Genomic DNA, 17,226 nt, shown 5'->3' with positions numbered 1-17,226 from the left:
TACGTAAAAAAAACATGAAACTCCTAAAAATTTCATGATTTCACATTTTTTCACATTTTTCAAATGGTATAATAGATTGCTGTAAAGGAGAATGCTCATGCGCTTTCATCAAAAATTATACATTGCAGGTATCTGGATCATCAATCTCAATACCCTGTGGTTTGTCAGACCGCTTTCGGAAAATCTTTCCCATCTGGGAAATGCTCTGCATATGCGCTGGTATCTGCTTTTATGGGCAGCGAGTGCTGCTTTGTATTTTTATGTCTATACGAGAAGATGGATGACTTCAATCGGATACTGCAACCGGCTGGGACGGCTTGCGTTACTGCTCAGCTGTCTGGGGATGGTCGTTTCCGTACTGCTTCCCTATGCCCCCTATGTACATGCTGCACTGTCGAAATGGCATACACGCCTTGCGATGGGAGCCACCGTTCTGTACGTCCTTTTGATCTGTCATATACTGTGTGAGCTGCTTGCCAGAGATTTAACTGCTTTTCAAAGAACCGCACGACCTTATGCCGTGCTTGTCGTATTTGAGCTTCTCCTGTATTTGTTGAATGGCGGAGTATCAACACTGCTGGAGATATGCTTTCCGATGGCTATGTCAATATATTTGTATAGGGTCAACAACTTTTTGAACAAAAGCCAACAGATGCAGTAATATCATCACGCAAATGTCCCATACTTGAGATGCAAAGAAGAGCCACGAAAGAGATAAGCAGGCTTTTCGCTTCGGAATCTTGATTCCACGTTTCTTTCCCTGCTATCTTCAGGCATACAGAAGTGATACATAGCAAAATCCTACGCCCGGTGTACAATGCGCTTTGTTTGATATCTTCCCTTTTTTGTCGTTCAAGCTTCAGCTGTGCAGCCTGCTGTGTTCCCTGCCTTACGCAGCTTCTGTACAACCATGCTTCTTTGTGCCTACTGCACCTTACGCAGCATATCGTTCAGCTGCATCTATGTTGATCAAACAACAAAAGAACACGCTCTGAATCTAAAACAGATCGTGTTCTTTTGTTTCGCTATGCAAATGCGGTATCTTATTCCTGATACAATTCCTTCCCATGAGGATCCTTACGCACACAGCGCCTGCCATCCTGTATGGTTATGTAAACATACAGCGGCTGATTCTGATGCTCTGCATCCAGCTCCTTATGAAAAATGAATTTCGTATCCTCATCATCAAGAAAATAAAACGCCAGATCCTTTGCACCGGCTATGCTGAAATCATAAATGAACTCCAGCTGATGCTGATGCGGCGGTATCTTTTTCACGGTATGCGGTGCTGCGCCCCCTGGATACAAAAAGCATAGATCCGTTACCTTGCTCGCTGTCTGATTGCGAACATAAATGTCCTTCCCCTGCAGCCTCATAGCTATTTCCCACGAAACTGGGGCAGATAATCCTTATGTGCCTCAATCAGCTCATCTACTACAATGTTGGCAAGACGATCACTTGGACACAGTGGGTTCATATTCAATGCCGTTACCGCCAAATCACGATTTCCTGTAACTGCCGCTTCAACGACCATACGCTCAAACGCCTTGATATTATGAATCGTTCCGGAAATTGTCGGCTTCATTTCTCCGGTAGCCAGCGGCTTTGGACCATCTGCCGTAATCATGCAGGCAACCTCAACAGCGCTTTCATCCGGTAGATCACTGATACAGCCATTGTTCTGTACATCCACATATTGAATGTCTCGTTTATCTGTATAGATGGATGCAATCAGATTGCATGCCGCGTCGCTGTATTTGGCACCCCCGCGCATTTCCAGCTGCTTCGGTTTTACATCCAGCTGCTCATCCTTATACAATTCAAAGAGCTCCTCTTCCACACGGGAAACGACCTCACCACGCACATTCCCCTTTGCGAACTGCTCCTGTTCTTCCTCCAGCTGTTCCTTTGTGAAAAAATAATAATTATGATACGGGCATGGAATTGCATGTAGCCCGCGAATAAAGGCCGGGGAATACGGCAGGGATATGAAATTCTTCATTGCCAGAACATCCGCAGGCTTTACGTTCGCATAACGCTCCACAACCTCATCCATAACACTCACACCGTCAAGAAATACATCTGTCGCAAAGATATGGTGATTCACACCCTGCAGCTGCATAGTAACACGATTTTCCGTTACACCTAGAATATTGGCAATACCTGCGACCATATTGACAGGGACATTACACAATCCAATCACCTTTTTGAAATCCGTATAGCGTAGTACGGCTTCCGTGACCATACCTGCCGGATTCGTGAAGTTGATCATCCATGCGTTTGGACAAAGCGTCTGCATATCCTTTACGATATCCAGTATCACCGGAATGGTACGAAACGCCTTAAACATACCTCCTGCACCATTGGTTTCCTGTCCGATCATCCCATGGGACAGGGGAATCCGTTCATCCAGAACTCGTGCCGGCAAACGTCCGATGCGCATCTGTGTCGTTACAAAATCCGCATCCTTTAAGGCAGCCTTACGATCATAGGAAAGAATCACCTTCATCGGCAAACCTGCCTTTTTCACCATGCGCTGAGCGAGAGCACCGACGATTTCCAGCTTTTCTCGTCCTTCTTCGATATCGACCAGCCATAATTCACCGACTGGAAGTTCATGGTAGCGTCGAATAAATCCTTCGACAAGCTCGGGCGTATAAGAGGAGCCGCCTCCTATCGTCACGATTTTCACAAGATCTTTTTTCATCTCGTCCTCCTTAGTGGTATATACCACTGCAACTGAATTATAACATGAGTTTCCCCATCCGTAAATGAAAAAAGATACCGTTTTCATTTCTATCTTGCATTTTTTGCATATGCGCTATTTCTGCACAGAAATATATACGGCTGTAAAAACAGCAGGAACGCCCTGAAATGAAAAAGGAAGCGATGGATAGGAACAATCGCTTCCCTACATTGGATATGTACATACAGCTTCTTGCAGACTTCATATAGTCTACTTATTTTGCTTCCTTATTTCCTTATTCTCCATCTTGCCTTTTAAATCACGATACGTATCACATTCCAGAATCCGAATACTTGCATCCTCAATCTGATGATTTGACAGTGTGTCTACCCAATCATCCTCGATCCCATATTTGTATGCTATTTGTGATTTCAGGAATGCTTTTTTTCCTTTTTCCTCACCTTTTTCTTGGCCTTTTTCAAAGCCTCCCCTTTCAGCTTCAGCTGTTTGCTCCTTCAGATTGGCGTCTACTGCACGCTGCGCAAATTCTATCGATTCCGCCCAGCTGAATAACGGACCATCCTCTCGCATTTCATTATATTTTTCCACAGCAACCTTCACCATCCTTCTCTTCATGTTTAGTATAACATCATCCGGATTATATGCAAGTACATAGCAGAAGGTTTCAAACTCTGTCAGGTTTTCTACGCCTCCCACTTCCCTGATGCGCTGTCTGATCAGCGGTAAAAATACAATCGCTCGATGCAGCGTACCGTTTTGCTCCTCCCGGTTATCCTCATCCTTTACCGTGTAATGACGGATCATACGTCCTGTATCGTTTGGTCTGCAATTCAGAAAAATGATCTGGTAAAACGGCTTCAGCCTTGTGTAATCATCCCCCTGCTTCAGCTGTCTGCCGACCAGGCGGTAGCCATACTGTTGAAAACGCAGCTGTTCCTCCCTCGTGTATCCGGATACCTGCATTTCCAAATCATAAAAATGACCTGTCTCATCCTCCAACACAACATCCAGCACCGCTCGTTTTCCAAAAAAGACTTCCGGTAACAGCTCCGGATTCAACACCCTTGTCTTTTGAACCTTCAATCCGTAAATTTCTTCAATGATCCTGCTTCTCAGCATTTCAGAGTCCGCACTCCTGACAGTAAAAAAAGCCATATCTATAACAGCACATGGCTTTCGTTTATACTGACGAAAAGTGTCTCTTTGCGTTTCTGATTTTATTTGAACTGCAGACATAGAGTCCTGGAAAAAGAGCCTGTTTAAAATGACGCTTACAGATAGCAAGATGAAATAGGCTCTTACCTGCTATTTCACCATTTTTTCAAAGGCATCCTTGGCCGCCATCTGTTCCGCCCGCTTCTTTGAGAAGCCCTTACCACGTCCCAGATTGATATCGTCCAGCATGACGATAACCTCAAATTCCGGCTTGTTGCTCGGACCGGAAACATTTACGGTTTCATAATGCACGGTCTTGCGGGAATCCGACTGTATGTATTCCTGCAGCTTCGTCTTATAATCAATCACCTTTTCACTCTTCGGGCGACTGATGGCAGGCGTAACGACCGCAGATAAAATGATGTTGATTGCCTCCATCCCCTGATCCAGGAACACTGCACCAAGCAGTGCCTCAAACATATCCGCCAGAATGGAATCCCGCTGTCTTCCGCCTGTCTTTTCCTCACCAACGCCAAGCATCAGATATTTCCCAAGACCCAGCTGCCGGTTGTATTCCGCCAGTGCCTCCTCGCAGACAAGCTGTGCACGAAGTGTCGTCATCTGCCCTTCGCTCAGCTCCGGCTCCAGCAGAAACAGCTTCTTTGTTGTCCACAGCTGCAATACAGCATCCCCCATAAACTCCAGACGCTCATTATCATGTGCATAGGACTTATGCTCATTCACATAGGAAGAATGCACAAGTGCCTGTGTAATCAGCTTCTTATCGGAATACGCGATATTGCGCTCCTTTAACCATTCAAATATTGTATCCATTACGTAGTATCTCCTCTTATTTTCCTGTATATTATACCACTAATCGAGGTATGTCGCACTCCCAACTGTATGCTCGACATACATTTTTATCTCTTCATAGCCGATTGTATCCAGATGAGCAAGAATTTCCGCAGCATCTGCACGCGCAACCTCCAGAATATTGGCATCCTGAATCACATCGCCCAGAATAAAGCCCGGAACACCACTTTGTCTGGTTCCCAGAATATCGCCGGGGCCTCTGAGCTGCAGGTCCGCACGGGCTATCGCAAAGCCGTCTCTTGTCTGTTCACAGATTTTTAAGCGCTGCAGGGAATCCGGATCCTTTGTACTGCTTAACAAATAACAATACCCGGGACGCGTTCCTCTTCCGACTCTGCCGCGCAGCTGATGTATCTGTGAGAGTCCGAAGCGGTGTGCATCGTAAATCACCATGATATTGGCATCCTTTACATCCACACCAACCTCAATCACCGTTGTGGAAACCAGAATATCGACTTCCTTGCGCAGGAAGCGCTCCATGACATCATCCTTCTCCTGTGTATTCATTTTTCCATGCAGCAGGGCAATGCGATACCGCCGTCCCAAAGATGCGCACATCCCCTCATAGATATCCGTCACATTGCGCATATCCATATCCTCATTTTTCTCAATCGCTGGGCAGACCACATAGCACTGATCTCCCTCGTCTATTTTTTCCAGCACGGTTTCCAGAATTGGGCTCATCGAGCGGCTGGAAATCAGCTTTGTCGTTACCGCAGAGCGTCCCTTGGGCAGCTCCTGAATCGTAGACACATCCATATCGCCATATAGAGAAATCGCCAGTGTACGGGGAATCGGCGTCGCACTCATCAACAGAAAATCAACCTTCTCTCCCTTTTCCAGCATTCTCTTTCGCTGGGCAACACCGAAACGGTGCTGCTCATCCGCTACCACCATGCCCAAATCGTAGTATTCCACATCATCCTGAAACAGTGCGTGCGTACCAACGAGAATATCGATTTCATTATGCTTCAATCGCTCCAGCACCGCCCGCTTCTGTACCGGCTTCAGACTGGAATACAGTACGTCAACGGTGATATCAAAGTCCGCAAACAATCGCTGCAGATTTGCGAGATGCTGCTTGGCAAGAATTTCCGTGGGTGCCATGAAGACCGCCTGCTTATGTGCTAAAACACAGGCATATAATCCAAAGGCCGCCACCATCGTCTTTCCACAGCCGACATCCCCCTGTACCATGCGATACATCACCTTGTCACTGGATAGATCCTGTAAGATCTCCTCAATGACCTTGTTCTGGTCATCGGTCAGGTTAAAGCTCAGGGCATGCTTTAAATCCATGACGTCCTCCATCGAAAACTGTTTGGCACTCCCTTGGACCATTTCTGTATCCCTTGCCTTTAATGCCTGCATACTTAGCTGGAATTTCAGAAATTCCTCATATTTCAAATGACGTAAACTCTGCTTCACCGCCTCCATACTGGCTGGGTGATGAATGAAATACAAAGCCTGCCTTCTGGGGATCAGACGATACTTCTCCAGATACGGCTTTGGAATCACATCTGGAATCTGATCCTGCAAAGCCTGCCATGCCTTATCGATATAGCGAACAAGCTCCTTCTGGGTAATGCCCTCGCGAACATTATATACCGGATGAATCCCCAGCTGTGCCCGCATCGGCTTAAAATTATACTGCAGCGCAGTGATCCGGCTACCGCCATCATATTTTCCGATAATGGTAATCATTTTCCCTATGGTAAAGGCCGATACCCAGGGACGGTTAAACAGAGAAACATCAAATTCCTCATCCTCCAGCATTACCTTAAAGCGGGTAACACTCTGTTTTCCCTTGAAGCGGATCACCCTTGCCCGGTTTACAATAACAGCTTCAAGGATAATCCTGTCTTCCTTTTCCCATGTATCCCGGGGCTTTGCCTCCAGATTTTCATACCGAAACGGATAACAGGTTAAAAGATCCTCTGCCTGCATAATCTGCATACTATGAAGAACCTCTGCCTTTTTTTCTGATATACGCAATGCTTTTAATTCCATGTCCACGCATCCTTTTTCGAGTGTTATTATATCATGAATCTGGTATTCTTTATAACCGGAAAGCAAAAAGGATGAACAATTTCCTTTTTCTGATGTGATAAACAGCCTTCCCTTGGGAAAACAGGTGTTAGGATGTCTCTTCCAGATGGAATGCCCTACGATAAAATACCAGCATATTTCTATACGAGGAAAGTCGTTTTTCATCCTCCCCTGCAGTTGCATACTCTGCATCCGCCATATCATGAAAATACTTCATCGTTTTTGCATCGATAGAAATAGAATCAAGCGGCCATCCCGGTGTACGCTGTTCATGCGGCGTGTCGCAGAGATAAAAGGCGAAGTCTCTTGCCGTTTCCATATCCTCCATATACGTATAAATGTGCTGTTCATCGTACACAACGCAAACCCCGTTACGGTAGGCGGAAAGCAGGCGTCCCCCGAAGTCTGCGGCTATTCCGCAATAATAGCTGATCATTTCCTCATCGTTTAATTCTCTCCCCTGTACACGACGAACGTATGTTTTCGGCTGCAGCGGGTCATCCTCTTTCAAATCGAGGAAATACAGACCACTGTCGAAAGCAACGGTCGGTATACGGGCAGAGCGATAATAGGCAAGTGCCTTGATCTTTGCATTTTCAATCGGTGTCGCACCATCCTCTTCAATCCTTACATGAAGCTGTAAATCCTGTGGTGTCACAAGATGCACGTCATATGCCTGCAGATAACGCTGTACAGATTGTACCTTGTTTCTGTTGGTTGTTCCTACAAGTATATTCATACACCCTATGCCTCTGTTTTATCCGGTATTTTTTTACAGCACGCCTTGAATTTCTTCCCGCTACCGCAGGGACACGGTTGATTGGGCTTTGCGTCCGTATAGGCGCGGATATCCAGTGGCAGCTGTATTTTATTTCCCTGGGTACCCGTCAAATTTTGTTTATATATATTCTTCTTCCCATATTGCTTTTTCCATTGCACATAGGCACTGTCATCACCGGTTTGTTCTGCGATATCCCGTGCAATATCCAAAAACATCTCCTGAAAAAAGCTATCCAGCAGCTGTAGCCCACGTTTGATCATATCATAGCAGGCATCATAGTCCTTGCGCATCCACGTTTGAGAAAGCCATCCATATAAGATGTTGGCATCTTCAGAATAGTGTTTTATTAAACGATTATAACAGGCATCACAGGCTTCCTGTTCCTCACGCATTTCCTAAATATCCGCATAGGCGCGTTCATAATTTCCTTTCGTTATTGAATCCAGATCCACATTTCTCAAAATATCCACAAGCAGGGCCTGTGACCATGGATAGGAACTTGCATTCATCAAATGCAGATCCAATTCACTCAGCAGATTTTCAATCTCATGATAGTTTCTATCTGTAGTTGTAAGCTTGCGGATATTCCGTGTTCTCTTTTTCTTTACAAGCCTTCTAAGATTCATAACAAATTCTGTAATCAACGGAAGCGCTTCTTCTTCGGTGTTTGTAGACGCCAGCTCCTCTATGGTTTCCATTACTCAGGAAAGGGGGATGTCCTTTTCCTCATGTGCTACATCTTTAACAATGTTCATCATAATGAATTCCACAAACGAAGAATTGGTCAAAAGCTCTCATTCCGGAAGCTGTTTATCCGCTTCCAGCAGCTCCTTCATTATGCAAGCTTCTGCAGCCTTCATCGCAATACCCGACTCGCTCAATTCCGTGACATACTGTTGAAAAAATGAGAATTCTCTAATACTTTCTTCTTTCATACACTTTTTTCTACTCTCTTTTTTTCTGTGAAGCGCAGCCGGTAGCTGCAATGCTTACACAGCTCCTCCACGACTTTATGCTGTGCAAAGCCCGCTTTCATCTGTATAACGCGCTCACTGCAAAGTATAGAGGAAAACGACTGTGTAAATATATTTCCCAGTGCTGTATCTCCTTTGGAATCCAGACAGCAGGGTACAACAGTTCCATCACTCAGAATCGCACACATCTGCATCATCCCAAGACATCGCCCGTAATCGGATACATACGGATGCTGCAAGGACGGCCATTGAAACACCGATTCCATATTTAGATGCAGATGGTCTCCCACATCCAGACGCATACGCTTTTCAAATTCCTGCGGATGCGGTATGTGATAATGCTGTGCCAGCTGCTGAAGAAGCCTTGTGCTTTCATCGGACAGCCTGCCATTTTGTACACTCCACAAGCGATAGCTGATATGTACACCACGCTGGGCAAGCTCCTCACACACAGAGAAGACATGCTTCAGATATTGCGGCTGTTCATGCTCGGGAAAGCTATGCAAAGATACATTGACCTGCCGCAGTCTGCTGTTCATGAGAACATCCCGGCATGTTTTCAGCAGGGTGCCGTTCGTTGTCAGATTTACCTGCATTCCCTGCTCATCACAAATCTGTAAAAACGCCCCCAGATCCGGATGGGAAAGTGGTTCTCCCAGCACATGAAGATACACGTGCTTGGTATATGGCTTGATTTCTCTGATGACATGTGAAAATTCCGCAACTGACATCCTGCGGGGCTTTCTTTGATTTTGTATGCAGAAGCTGCAGGACAGATTGCATGTATTCGTTATTTCCACATAAATTCGTTTAAACTGCATTCTCTTCTCCTTTAAAAAAATTCTTCCCTGATAATCTCAGATTCCTCCAGTGTATCGATCTGCCCCGTCTCTATGAAACGCAAACAGACATCCGCTTTATATGCCTGGTATTCCCTCTCCTGCAATAACCGTTGCTTTCGCTCTTTCTTTAGCATTCTCTTCCTTTTGTTGCTTGCCTGAATTTCCTTCTTCTTTTTCCTTGCGTACGCAATCTGTTGCCGGGTTATTTCAATATGGTACTCATTCAGTGTCTTCAGCGCCATGCTTTCATTCATGGAATATGCTTTCATGAAGCGAAACAGCAGCTCCTCGTTTGCCGTGTCTTTGCAAAATTTTCGTATTTCCCGTTCCTTTCGCAACTGCCGTTTTCTTCTCATCTTCTCTTTTTTTGCTTCCTTTGGTGTCAAAGCCTTTTTTATTTCCTCGTCCATAGCATAATTATAGCGTAATTCATGTTATATCTGTATCCTAAATAAGAATTTTTATTAGGTTTATGCATTGTATGAAAAAAAGATAAATCCCGTATGTTCAGGAATTCATCTTCTTTCATATACTGCTTGGTTGTTCTCAAGAATTAAGACGCTTTTGGCAGAATCAGATTCAAGATGATACCGACAAGCGCAGATAATGCGGTTCCCGAAAGGGTCATGAAGCTTCCCACAGGAAGTATGGCACCGCCAAGACCGATGACGAGCATGGCAGAGGCGATAACCAGATTGCGCTGCTTTCCAAAATCAATTTTATTATCGACAAGGACACGCAGGCCGTTGCTGGCAATGACCCCGTATAAAAGAATACTCATACCACCCAATACGCAGGCAGGGATCGTTGAGATAAAGGCGGAAATCTTACCAACGCAGGACAGCAGAATCGCGATACAGGCAGCCCCGCCTGTCACATAAACACTGCTTATTTTTGTCATACCGATCACACCGGTATTCTCTCCGTAGGTCGTATTCGCCGGACCTCCAAGGAAGGCAGAAACCGCGGTTGCGATTCCATCCCCCATCAGTGTACGCTCCAAGCCCGGGTCCTTTAGGAAATTGCGTCCACAGATTTTCCCAAGTACCGTATGATCTCCGATATGCTCAGAAATCGTAACCAGTGCAACCGGCAGAATCGCAAGCGTTTCCGGACCAAAATACAAGTTATAGGTGCGGAAATTTCCAACTTTAAAGGGCAGGATAAAATCAGGAAAGGACAGCCATTTGGCATCCACGACCGCCTGAAAATCAACCAGTCCCAGACATAGGGATAACACGTAGCCACCGAGAATGGCAATCAGAAACGGGATTATTTTGAAAAACCCCTTCGCCTTTGTGGAAATCAAGGCCGCAATCAAAAAGGTGACGATTGCGACGATCATGGCACGGGGATCCCCATCCTTTATGAATTGGGCATTACCGACAGCATTCGCCGCAAGCCCCAATCCGATTACCGCGATCATTGGGCCGATAACGATTGGCGGCAGCAGCTTATCGATCCATTCCTTTCCGATAACGCGTACGATCAATGCAACGACTACATAGATCACACCAACCAGCATCAGCCCGGTCTGTGCAGCATCCACGCTGCCACCCATCGCCTTGATTGCGATTACCACTGCGCTGATATAGGCGAAGGAGCTTCCCAGATATACCGGAACCTTGCGCTTAGTCACAAACGTATAAATCAGCGTTCCCACACCGCTTGCAAAAAGTGCTACCGAAACAGGCAAGCCTGTCAGCGTCGGTACCAGGATTGTTGCCCCAAACATTGCAAATACGTGCTGAAAGCTCAGAAACAGCCATTGCAGCAGCGGTGGACGATCCCCGACATCCAGAATCATATCTGTTTGCTTTGTATCCGAGCATTCCTCTTCGTCCAGAATGAGAGAAATGTCCTCGACATGTTCTTCAAAATGCTTCATACATCTACTCCTTTTCAAAAAGACCATAGAAAAAGCAGGCACACAGGACCAGAGTCATATGTACCTGCCAATGGTCAACAGGAGTAGTATACCATATTTCGGGGCAAACATGCTACCTCTCTTTGGCTATCCACTTGCTGATTTCATTGATAAGGATAATACTGAAGGACATGCCGAGAACCATTGTCCAGGAGGTCAAATCCAGTGGAACAGTTTTCAGCAGCATATTGAAGATTGGCAGCTGGCATACCGCAATCTGCAATGTGATACCAAACACCATCGTCAGAATCAGCCATTTGTTCTGCATGATTCCAACCTCCCGTATGGAATGCGTACGGGAACGCAGATTCAATGCATGAAACAGCTGAGAAATCGATAATACCATGAAGGCCATGGTCTGTGCCTTGGCAGGACTGACATCCAGACCGTTACGGAACGCAACCAGGGTAATCGTACCGATGAACATACCGTTCATAATCGTGAATATCATACCGCCGTGCGCAAACAGACTCTCTTGGCGATCCCGCGGTTTTTCTTCCATGATGAATTTATCCATCGGATCCACGCCTAGTGCCAGAGCCGGAAAGGCATCCGTCACCAGATTGACCCATAGAATCTGTATGGCAGATAAGGTGGAGACCACATGCGGCATAAAGACAATAGCAAGAAACAGCGACATGATTTCACCAAGATTGCAGCTTAGAAGATAAAGCACTGCCTTCTGAATATTCAGATAAATATTTCTTCCCTGCTCCACTGCCTCGACAATCGTTGCGAAGTTATCATCCGCAAGAATCATATCAGAGGCCTGCTTGCATACATCGGTTCCTGTTTTTCCCATAGCGATACCGATATCTGCATTTTTCAAACTCGGTGCATCATTCACGCCGTCTCCTGACATGGCAACGACAAGCTGATGCTTTTTAAATGCATTGACGATACGAACCTTATGCTCCGGTGTTACCCGGGCATATACGCAATAGCTCTGTACATGCTGTGCCAATGCTTCCTCATTCATTTCATCCAGCTCTTTTCCGGTAATCACCTGCTGTTCATGTTTGGCGATTCCCAGATTGCGGGCAATGGCAAAGGCAGTGAGCGGATGATCACCCGTAATCATAACAACCTGAATACCTGCCTTGTGGCACAGCCTGATGGAATCCCGCACCTCCTCGCGAGGTGGATCGATTAAGCCGGCAAAGCCGATGAAGGTCATTTTGCTTTCCACAGCACTTTCATGCGGACTTTTCAGCGTACGAACAGCCAGAGCAAGAACACGCTGTGCATCGCTGCTGACCTTTTTGCTTGCTTCCAGTATGCGGTTTTTCTCATAGCTGCTCATACGCACGGTTGTGCCATCCATGCGCACCTGTGTACATAGGTCCAGCACCTTTTCCAAGGCACCCTTGGTGAATGCCACGTACTCTTTGCCGTGCTGATGAATCGTTGTCATGAGCTTACGCGTGGAATCAAAGCTGATTTCATTCACTCTCACATAGGATAGGTCCTCTGCATCCTTATGCATACCGTTATCTTCGCAAAACGCCAGCAAAGCAGCTTCGGTAGGCTCTCCAAGAATTTCCTCCTTCTGCACGGTTGCATTGTTGCATAAACAGAAGCCGCGCAGCAGCTCCTCACTGCGGGTTTGCAGGGCACCATTTGCATAAGAGGATACCACATGCATTTTATTCTGTGTCAGCGTTCCTGTCTTATCCGAACAGATGACACTGACAGAGCCCAGTGTTTCCACTGCATGCAGCTTTCGGATAATGGCATTGTTGCGGCTCATCACCTGAACACCAAGTGCAAGTACGATGGTAACGACAGCAGGAAGTCCCTCCGGTATGGCAGCGACAGCAAGTGAAATCGAAAGCAGCAGCATATCAAAGAGGTCTCTTCCTTGCAATACAGCAACCACAAACATGGCAATACAGATGCCTACAGAGCCGATTCCCAATATTTTAGACAAATGGGCAAGACGCACCTGCAGCGGTGTCATATCCTCTTTGGTTTCATCCAGCATCCGTGCAATCTTTCCAACCTCACTGCTCATACCGGTGCGTACGACAATGCCTCTGGCCTTTCCATATGTAACATAGGTGGACATAAAGACCATGTTTCTCTGATCGGAGATATTGATTTCCTCATCATATACCAGGGCCGCATCCTTTTCCACCGCTTCACTTTCTCCTGTCAGTGTACTTTCCTCCACCTTCAGATTAACGGATGACACCAGACGCATATCGGCCGGTATGTATCCTCCCACTTCCAGCTCCACCAGATCGCCAACGACCAGCTCCTTGGAATCAATTTCCTTGAGAAAGCCCTCTCTGACAACAAAGGCCTTTGGTGTGGACAGCTTTTCCAGTGCATCGATTGCTTTTTCTGCCTTGAATTCCTGTACAACGCCGATGATGGCATTCAGAATAATTACGGTCAGAATGATGGATGCGTCAATGTACTCCTTTAAAAATACCGATACGATTGCTCCGATAATCAATATAATTACCATCGGATCCTGAAACTGTTCCAGAAACATCTGGAAGACAGTTTCCTTTTTCTTCTTCAGCAGCTCATTTTTCCCCTGGTCCCGGAGTCTGGCGGCAGCTTCCTGTTCACTCAGCCCCTTATCCAGGTCACTGTAGGTTTCCTGAACTACCTCCTGTATGTTCATTCGATAAGGCATATACACCCTCCTTCACTACCACAATGTATGTGCGCAGACAGGATATATGTGTGCTTCGACAAAACCTCTGTGAAACAGACAGGAATAAGGAAGCTCATGGGGGCAGCCCCTCCTGTACATGAAGCGGATGGAAACCCATAAGAGGAAAAAAGGTTACGAGCAATGCTTAAACCACCTGCCTTTATCCTTTGTTCTGAAAGAGGAAAGGCCATGTGGGCTTGTCAGCCTTCAACTGTCCGGCACTCATCCCTTAGCTATCGCTATTTCCTGAAAGCTTCCGCATAAAAAAAGGACAGTCACAATAACATGTCCTCGTATTCAGCTCAGGATAGATTTCTTTTTCTGGAGCATCTGCAGCTTTTCACTCAGCATTTCTTCTAGTTCCTCCACAAAGCTGTCCATATCGGATGTATCATGCTCCATAAACAGCTCCAGATAGATACGTTCGCAAACAGCACGCTTCGTGTCATAGGCTACAAAGGAGCCACTGAAGCTCTGCATCTCGGAAAAGCCCTCAACACAGAGAAAACCATTGCGAAGATCTCCGCGAATTCCCTGAAATTCAAATTGTGCAGGACTGGCAAGTACGGTCGTGTGCTTCATGGCATCAATAAAATGCTCCAGCTGCGGATTATCCTTTTGTGCTGTGCTTACCAGCACAAGGTCTGCCGGATGATGCTCCATCCAGCATTCAAAACGATGCAGAACAGCTGTGGCAAATTCATTTCTTGCCAGCATGCTGTCATCAATATAATAAAATATCATGATCGCTAGCGACGGGAGAAAAAGGATGGGATGCCTTCACGGTCATCTTCTTCCAATTCCTGATACCGTGGCTTTTCCTCAGTCTGCACTCTTGCACTTGGCCGGGAAACCGGCTGTGTAAATGCAGATGCTGCTGGAATTTCTTCCTCTTCTTCCTCTTCCTTATCGAATCCGGTCGCAATAACGGTTACGATGATGGAATCACCAAGCTTTTCGTTGATCGCAACACCGAAAATCGCATCGATGTCATTGCCTGCAGCTTCCCGTACAAGCGCCATGGCATCCTCTGCGTCAAACAGTGTAATGGATTCCCCACCGGTGATATTGACGATGGCATTGCTCGCTCCGGTAATCTGTGCCTCCAGTAAGGGAGACTGAATTGCTTTTTCAGCTGCAGCACGGGCTTTGTCTTCCCCCTCTGCCATACCGATTCCAATCAGTGCAGAGCCCTGATTTTCCATAATGGTGCGCACATCTGCAAAGTCCAGGTTGATCAGTGCAGGAACAGCAATCAAATCGGTAATCGTCTGCACACCCTGCCGCAGCACATTATCTGCCGCCTGGAAAGCCTCGGTCAGCGGACGACGTCCAATGACTTCAATCAGATTGTTGTTGGATACGATAATCAACGAATCGACATACTGCTTCAGCTCAGCAAGGCCATCCTCAGCAGAATTCATTCTCTTCTTTCCTTCAAAGGTGAACGGCTTTGTAACGATACCTACCGTCAATGCCCCTTCTTCCTTTGCAATTTTCGCAAACATCGGAGCAGCACCGGTCCCGGTTCCTCCTCCAAGCCCTGTGGTGATAAACACCATATCGCTTCCCTTGATGGCTTCACGAATTTCATTTTCATTTTCCTGGGCAGCACGTCTTCCCATTTCCGGATTCGCACCGGCACCCAGCCCCTTGGTCACTTCCCGTCCAAGGACAATTTTATTTTCAACAGGAGAAATATTCAGTGCCTGAAGATCTGTGTTTGCCACATAAAATTCCACACCCTTGACACCTTCGGAAACCATGCGGTTCACGGCATTGCAGCCGCCACCGCCAATTCCAAATACTTTAATATTTGCTACCTGTTCAAACTGTAAATCGCTCATCGTTATTCCTCGCTCTCTCTTTTTATTTATCGCTTAACAGAATGCTTTTCAGTTTTCTTGTAAATCCGCCCTCTTCATCGACGGAGCTTTTCTTCGTAACCGTATCCATGGTTTCTTCCACTTCCTGCGGATTGCAGCAGACACGCTCATCTCTGCGGATTGCCATCTGTTCCCTCCAGCTGTAAAACAAGCCCAGACAGGTTACATAGGAACATTCACGGACACCGATGGTCTGTGGAACATAAATCTGTGCAGGTGCATTCAGATAGCGCAGCAGCTGCTGAAGGGAAGGAATTTCACAGCCCTCACCGCTTAGCAGATAGCGCACATCGCCGCTCTCTATGATCGGAGCACAGGTTTCGTTTATCATATTCAACCAGTCCTTTACATAGGGAACAATGGCTTCACACGCCTGCTTTTCGCTGATCTGCTTCTGTTCACCGGATTGTGACCAAATATAGATGATCTGATCCTTTGCATTTTCCGCATCAAAGGTACAGGTATTCTGAGCCAGTCGATAGCTTACATTGCTGCTCAGGTGATACTGTTCGATAAGATCGCGCAGCCATACACCGTATCCATCCTCTAATACCTCACAATTCACCAGCTTACCATGTGTAAACAGGGAAAGCGTCGTATGATCTCTTGCAAGGTCAATCTGTATGACATATTTATCAACCGTCTGTTCAAATACCGCTGCTTCATTGGCCATGGCATAGGAATCCAGACATACATCCAGAATTTCCAGTCCTGCTTTTTCAATGCAGCGCGCATAGGCATATACAACCTCTTTATCCGCATACAGCAGATCGACATTCATGATCAGAACCTCTGCTGTTTCATCGATCGGCATTTTTCTGGAAGTGATACCGTTTGTTATGTATTTGACGCAGCCGATATTGACCAGCTCCAGCTGTGGATCCGGTTTAAAGCTGACTGCTTCATTCAACCCCTTTTGAATGTCACTCAGACGAATGCGTTTGCTGCTGGCCTCCGGCACAACGCTTACCTTTTTGTTATGACGCTGTACGTTGACAGAAGGGATTGCCGCAAGAACCCGCTCGATGTGATATCCGAGTGCATCCTCAGCCTGCTTCTTGGCCTTGATAATGCCGTTTACAACATTCTGTTCATCCATGATTTTCTGTTTTTCAATTCCCTGTATGGGAGCTTTTTCCACTCTTAGAATATTAAACCGCGTTTCATAAAATTCACCGACAACCAGGCGTACTTCATGATCCGCTACTTCTATCGAGGCATATATTTCCTTTTTGTTCATAAGGTTACCTCCTTACCCACACTGGCTAAGCCAGCCTTCGGCGTACATTTATACTCATATATGATATCATAATTTAAGCGGTTTAAAAACCATTTCCAAGGATTTCTCATAAATTTTTTCTTTT

General features: G+C 46.1%; 17 protein-coding genes. 1 reads left to right on the top strand and 16 read right to left on the bottom strand.

Annotated elements, in window-relative coordinates; translation table 11 throughout:
- Positions 1–97 precede the first annotated feature (97 nt).
- Complete coding sequence (locus NE665_RS15880; RefSeq protein WP_117444913.1) at positions 98–661, top strand: hypothetical protein; 564 nt, start codon at positions 98–100, stop codon at positions 659–661.
- 382 nt (positions 662–1,043) lie between these two features.
- Here the strand turns inward: NE665_RS15880 and NE665_RS15875 are convergent, their stop codons facing one another.
- From NE665_RS15875 to NE665_RS15800, 16 genes are all read right to left on the bottom strand, one after another.
- Positions 1,044–1,376: a hypothetical protein gene (locus NE665_RS15875; protein WP_117444914.1), complete on the bottom strand. Its 333-nt coding sequence runs from the start codon at positions 1,374–1,376 to the stop codon at positions 1,044–1,046.
- Positions 1,377–1,378: 2 nt separating this feature from the next.
- Complete coding sequence (locus tag NE665_RS15870; RefSeq protein WP_117444915.1) at positions 1,379–2,707, bottom strand: 6-phospho-beta-glucosidase; 1,329 nt, start codon at positions 2,705–2,707, stop codon at positions 1,379–1,381.
- A gap of 249 nt (positions 2,708–2,956) precedes the next feature.
- Entirely contained in the window at positions 2,957–3,826 is an 870-nt protein-coding gene (locus NE665_RS15865; protein ID WP_256302570.1) for an Rpn family recombination-promoting nuclease/putative transposase, read from the bottom strand.
- A 186-nt stretch (positions 3,827–4,012) separates the two neighbouring features.
- Positions 4,013–4,696 (bottom strand): ribonuclease III, encoded by a 684-nt coding sequence (gene rnc / locus NE665_RS15860; RefSeq protein ID WP_117444270.1) that lies wholly within the window; start codon positions 4,694–4,696, stop codon positions 4,013–4,015.
- Positions 4,697–4,735: 39 nt separating this feature from the next.
- Positions 4,736–6,745: an ATP-dependent DNA helicase RecG gene (gene recG / locus NE665_RS15855; RefSeq protein ID WP_117444269.1), complete on the bottom strand. Its 2,010-nt coding sequence runs from the start codon at positions 6,743–6,745 to the stop codon at positions 4,736–4,738.
- Between the two features lie 127 nt (positions 6,746–6,872).
- Complete coding sequence (locus NE665_RS15850; protein WP_117444268.1) at positions 6,873–7,523, bottom strand: non-canonical purine NTP pyrophosphatase; 651 nt, start codon at positions 7,521–7,523, stop codon at positions 6,873–6,875.
- Positions 7,524–7,528: 5 nt separating this feature from the next.
- On the bottom strand, positions 7,529–7,957 hold the full coding sequence (locus NE665_RS15845) for an SEC-C metal-binding domain-containing protein (protein ID WP_233104762.1): 429 nt from the start codon (positions 7,955–7,957) through the stop codon (positions 7,529–7,531).
- 3 nt (positions 7,958–7,960) lie between these two features.
- Entirely contained in the window at positions 7,961–8,263 is a 303-nt protein-coding gene (locus tag NE665_RS15840) for a hypothetical protein (RefSeq protein ID WP_233104761.1), read from the bottom strand.
- Positions 8,264–8,359: 96 nt separating this feature from the next.
- The gene (locus NE665_RS15835; RefSeq protein WP_227163944.1) at positions 8,360–8,500 is read right to left on the bottom strand and encodes a hypothetical protein; all 141 of its coding nucleotides are present in this window, start codon (positions 8,498–8,500) and stop codon (positions 8,360–8,362) included.
- The gene (locus NE665_RS15830; RefSeq protein WP_117444267.1) at positions 8,497–9,360 is read right to left on the bottom strand and encodes a radical SAM/SPASM domain-containing protein; all 864 of its coding nucleotides are present in this window, start codon (positions 9,358–9,360) and stop codon (positions 8,497–8,499) included. Before NE665_RS15830 ends, NE665_RS15835 begins: the two co-directional genes overlap by 4 nt.
- A gap of 11 nt (positions 9,361–9,371) precedes the next feature.
- Positions 9,372–9,791: a hypothetical protein gene (locus NE665_RS15825; RefSeq protein WP_117444266.1), complete on the bottom strand. Its 420-nt coding sequence runs from the start codon at positions 9,789–9,791 to the stop codon at positions 9,372–9,374.
- A 143-nt stretch (positions 9,792–9,934) separates the two neighbouring features.
- Positions 9,935–11,269: a solute carrier family 23 protein gene (locus NE665_RS15820; RefSeq protein WP_117444265.1), complete on the bottom strand. Its 1,335-nt coding sequence runs from the start codon at positions 11,267–11,269 to the stop codon at positions 9,935–9,937.
- A 112-nt stretch (positions 11,270–11,381) separates the two neighbouring features.
- A complete protein-coding gene (locus NE665_RS15815) occupies positions 11,382–13,955 on the bottom strand; it encodes a cation-translocating P-type ATPase (protein ID WP_117444264.1) in 2,574 nt (857 codons plus the stop codon).
- A 318-nt stretch (positions 13,956–14,273) separates the two neighbouring features.
- Positions 14,274–14,720, bottom strand: coding sequence for a hypothetical protein (locus tag NE665_RS15810; protein ID WP_117444263.1), 447 nt, complete (start codon positions 14,718–14,720; stop codon positions 14,274–14,276).
- 5 nt (positions 14,721–14,725) lie between these two features.
- Positions 14,726–15,823 (bottom strand): cell division protein FtsZ, encoded by a 1,098-nt coding sequence (gene ftsZ, locus NE665_RS15805; protein WP_117444262.1) that lies wholly within the window; start codon positions 15,821–15,823, stop codon positions 14,726–14,728.
- 22 nt (positions 15,824–15,845) lie between these two features.
- The gene (locus NE665_RS15800; protein ID WP_117444261.1) at positions 15,846–17,102 is read right to left on the bottom strand and encodes a cell division protein FtsA; all 1,257 of its coding nucleotides are present in this window, start codon (positions 17,100–17,102) and stop codon (positions 15,846–15,848) included.
- Positions 17,103–17,226: the final 124 nt, after the last annotated feature.

Origin of the sequence: Clostridium sp. DFI.1.208 (assembly GCF_024463855.1) — a bacterium.
Classification (GTDB): Bacteria; Bacillota_I; Bacilli_A; order Erysipelotrichales; family Erysipelotrichaceae; genus Clostridium_AQ.
Note: the sequence above shows the minus strand (reverse complement) of the source record. Positions and strands in the feature narration are given on the sequence as shown.

Bases quoted from the DNA above. Each gene is read 5' to 3' on its own strand.
- NE665_RS15880 (WP_117444913.1), top strand. From the start codon at position 98: ATGCGCTTTCATCAAAAATTATACATTGCAGGTATCTGGATCATCAAT.
- NE665_RS15875 (WP_117444914.1), bottom strand. From the start codon at position 1,376: ATGAGGCTGCAGGGGAAGGACATTTATGTTCGCAATCAGACAGCGAGC.
- NE665_RS15870 (WP_117444915.1), bottom strand. From the start codon at position 2,707: ATGAAAAAAGATCTTGTGAAAATCGTGACGATAGGAGGCGGCTCCTCT.
- NE665_RS15865 (WP_256302570.1), bottom strand. From the start codon at position 3,826: ATGCTGAGAAGCAGGATCATTGAAGAAATTTACGGATTGAAGGTTCAA.
- rnc (WP_117444270.1), bottom strand. From the start codon at position 4,696: ATGGATACAATATTTGAATGGTTAAAGGAGCGCAATATCGCGTATTCC.
- recG (WP_117444269.1), bottom strand. From the start codon at position 6,745: ATGGAATTAAAAGCATTGCGTATATCAGAAAAAAAGGCAGAGGTTCTT.
- NE665_RS15850 (WP_117444268.1), bottom strand. From the start codon at position 7,523: ATGAATATACTTGTAGGAACAACCAACAGAAACAAGGTACAATCTGTA.
- NE665_RS15845 (WP_233104762.1), bottom strand. From the start codon at position 7,957: ATGCGTGAGGAACAGGAAGCCTGTGATGCCTGTTATAATCGTTTAATA.
- NE665_RS15840 (WP_233104761.1), bottom strand. From the start codon at position 8,263: ATGGAAACCATAGAGGAGCTGGCGTCTACAAACACCGAAGAAGAAGCG.
- NE665_RS15835 (WP_227163944.1), bottom strand. From the start codon at position 8,500: ATGAAAGAAGAAAGTATTAGAGAATTCTCATTTTTTCAACAGTATGTC.
- NE665_RS15830 (WP_117444267.1), bottom strand. From the start codon at position 9,360: ATGCAGTTTAAACGAATTTATGTGGAAATAACGAATACATGCAATCTG.
- NE665_RS15825 (WP_117444266.1), bottom strand. From the start codon at position 9,791: ATGGACGAGGAAATAAAAAAGGCTTTGACACCAAAGGAAGCAAAAAAA.
- NE665_RS15820 (WP_117444265.1), bottom strand. From the start codon at position 11,269: ATGAAGCATTTTGAAGAACATGTCGAGGACATTTCTCTCATTCTGGAC.
- NE665_RS15815 (WP_117444264.1), bottom strand. From the start codon at position 13,955: ATGCCTTATCGAATGAACATACAGGAGGTAGTTCAGGAAACCTACAGT.
- NE665_RS15810 (WP_117444263.1), bottom strand. From the start codon at position 14,720: ATGATATTTTATTATATTGATGACAGCATGCTGGCAAGAAATGAATTT.
- ftsZ (WP_117444262.1), bottom strand. From the start codon at position 15,823: ATGAGCGATTTACAGTTTGAACAGGTAGCAAATATTAAAGTATTTGGA.
- NE665_RS15800 (WP_117444261.1), bottom strand. From the start codon at position 17,102: ATGAACAAAAAGGAAATATATGCCTCGATAGAAGTAGCGGATCATGAA.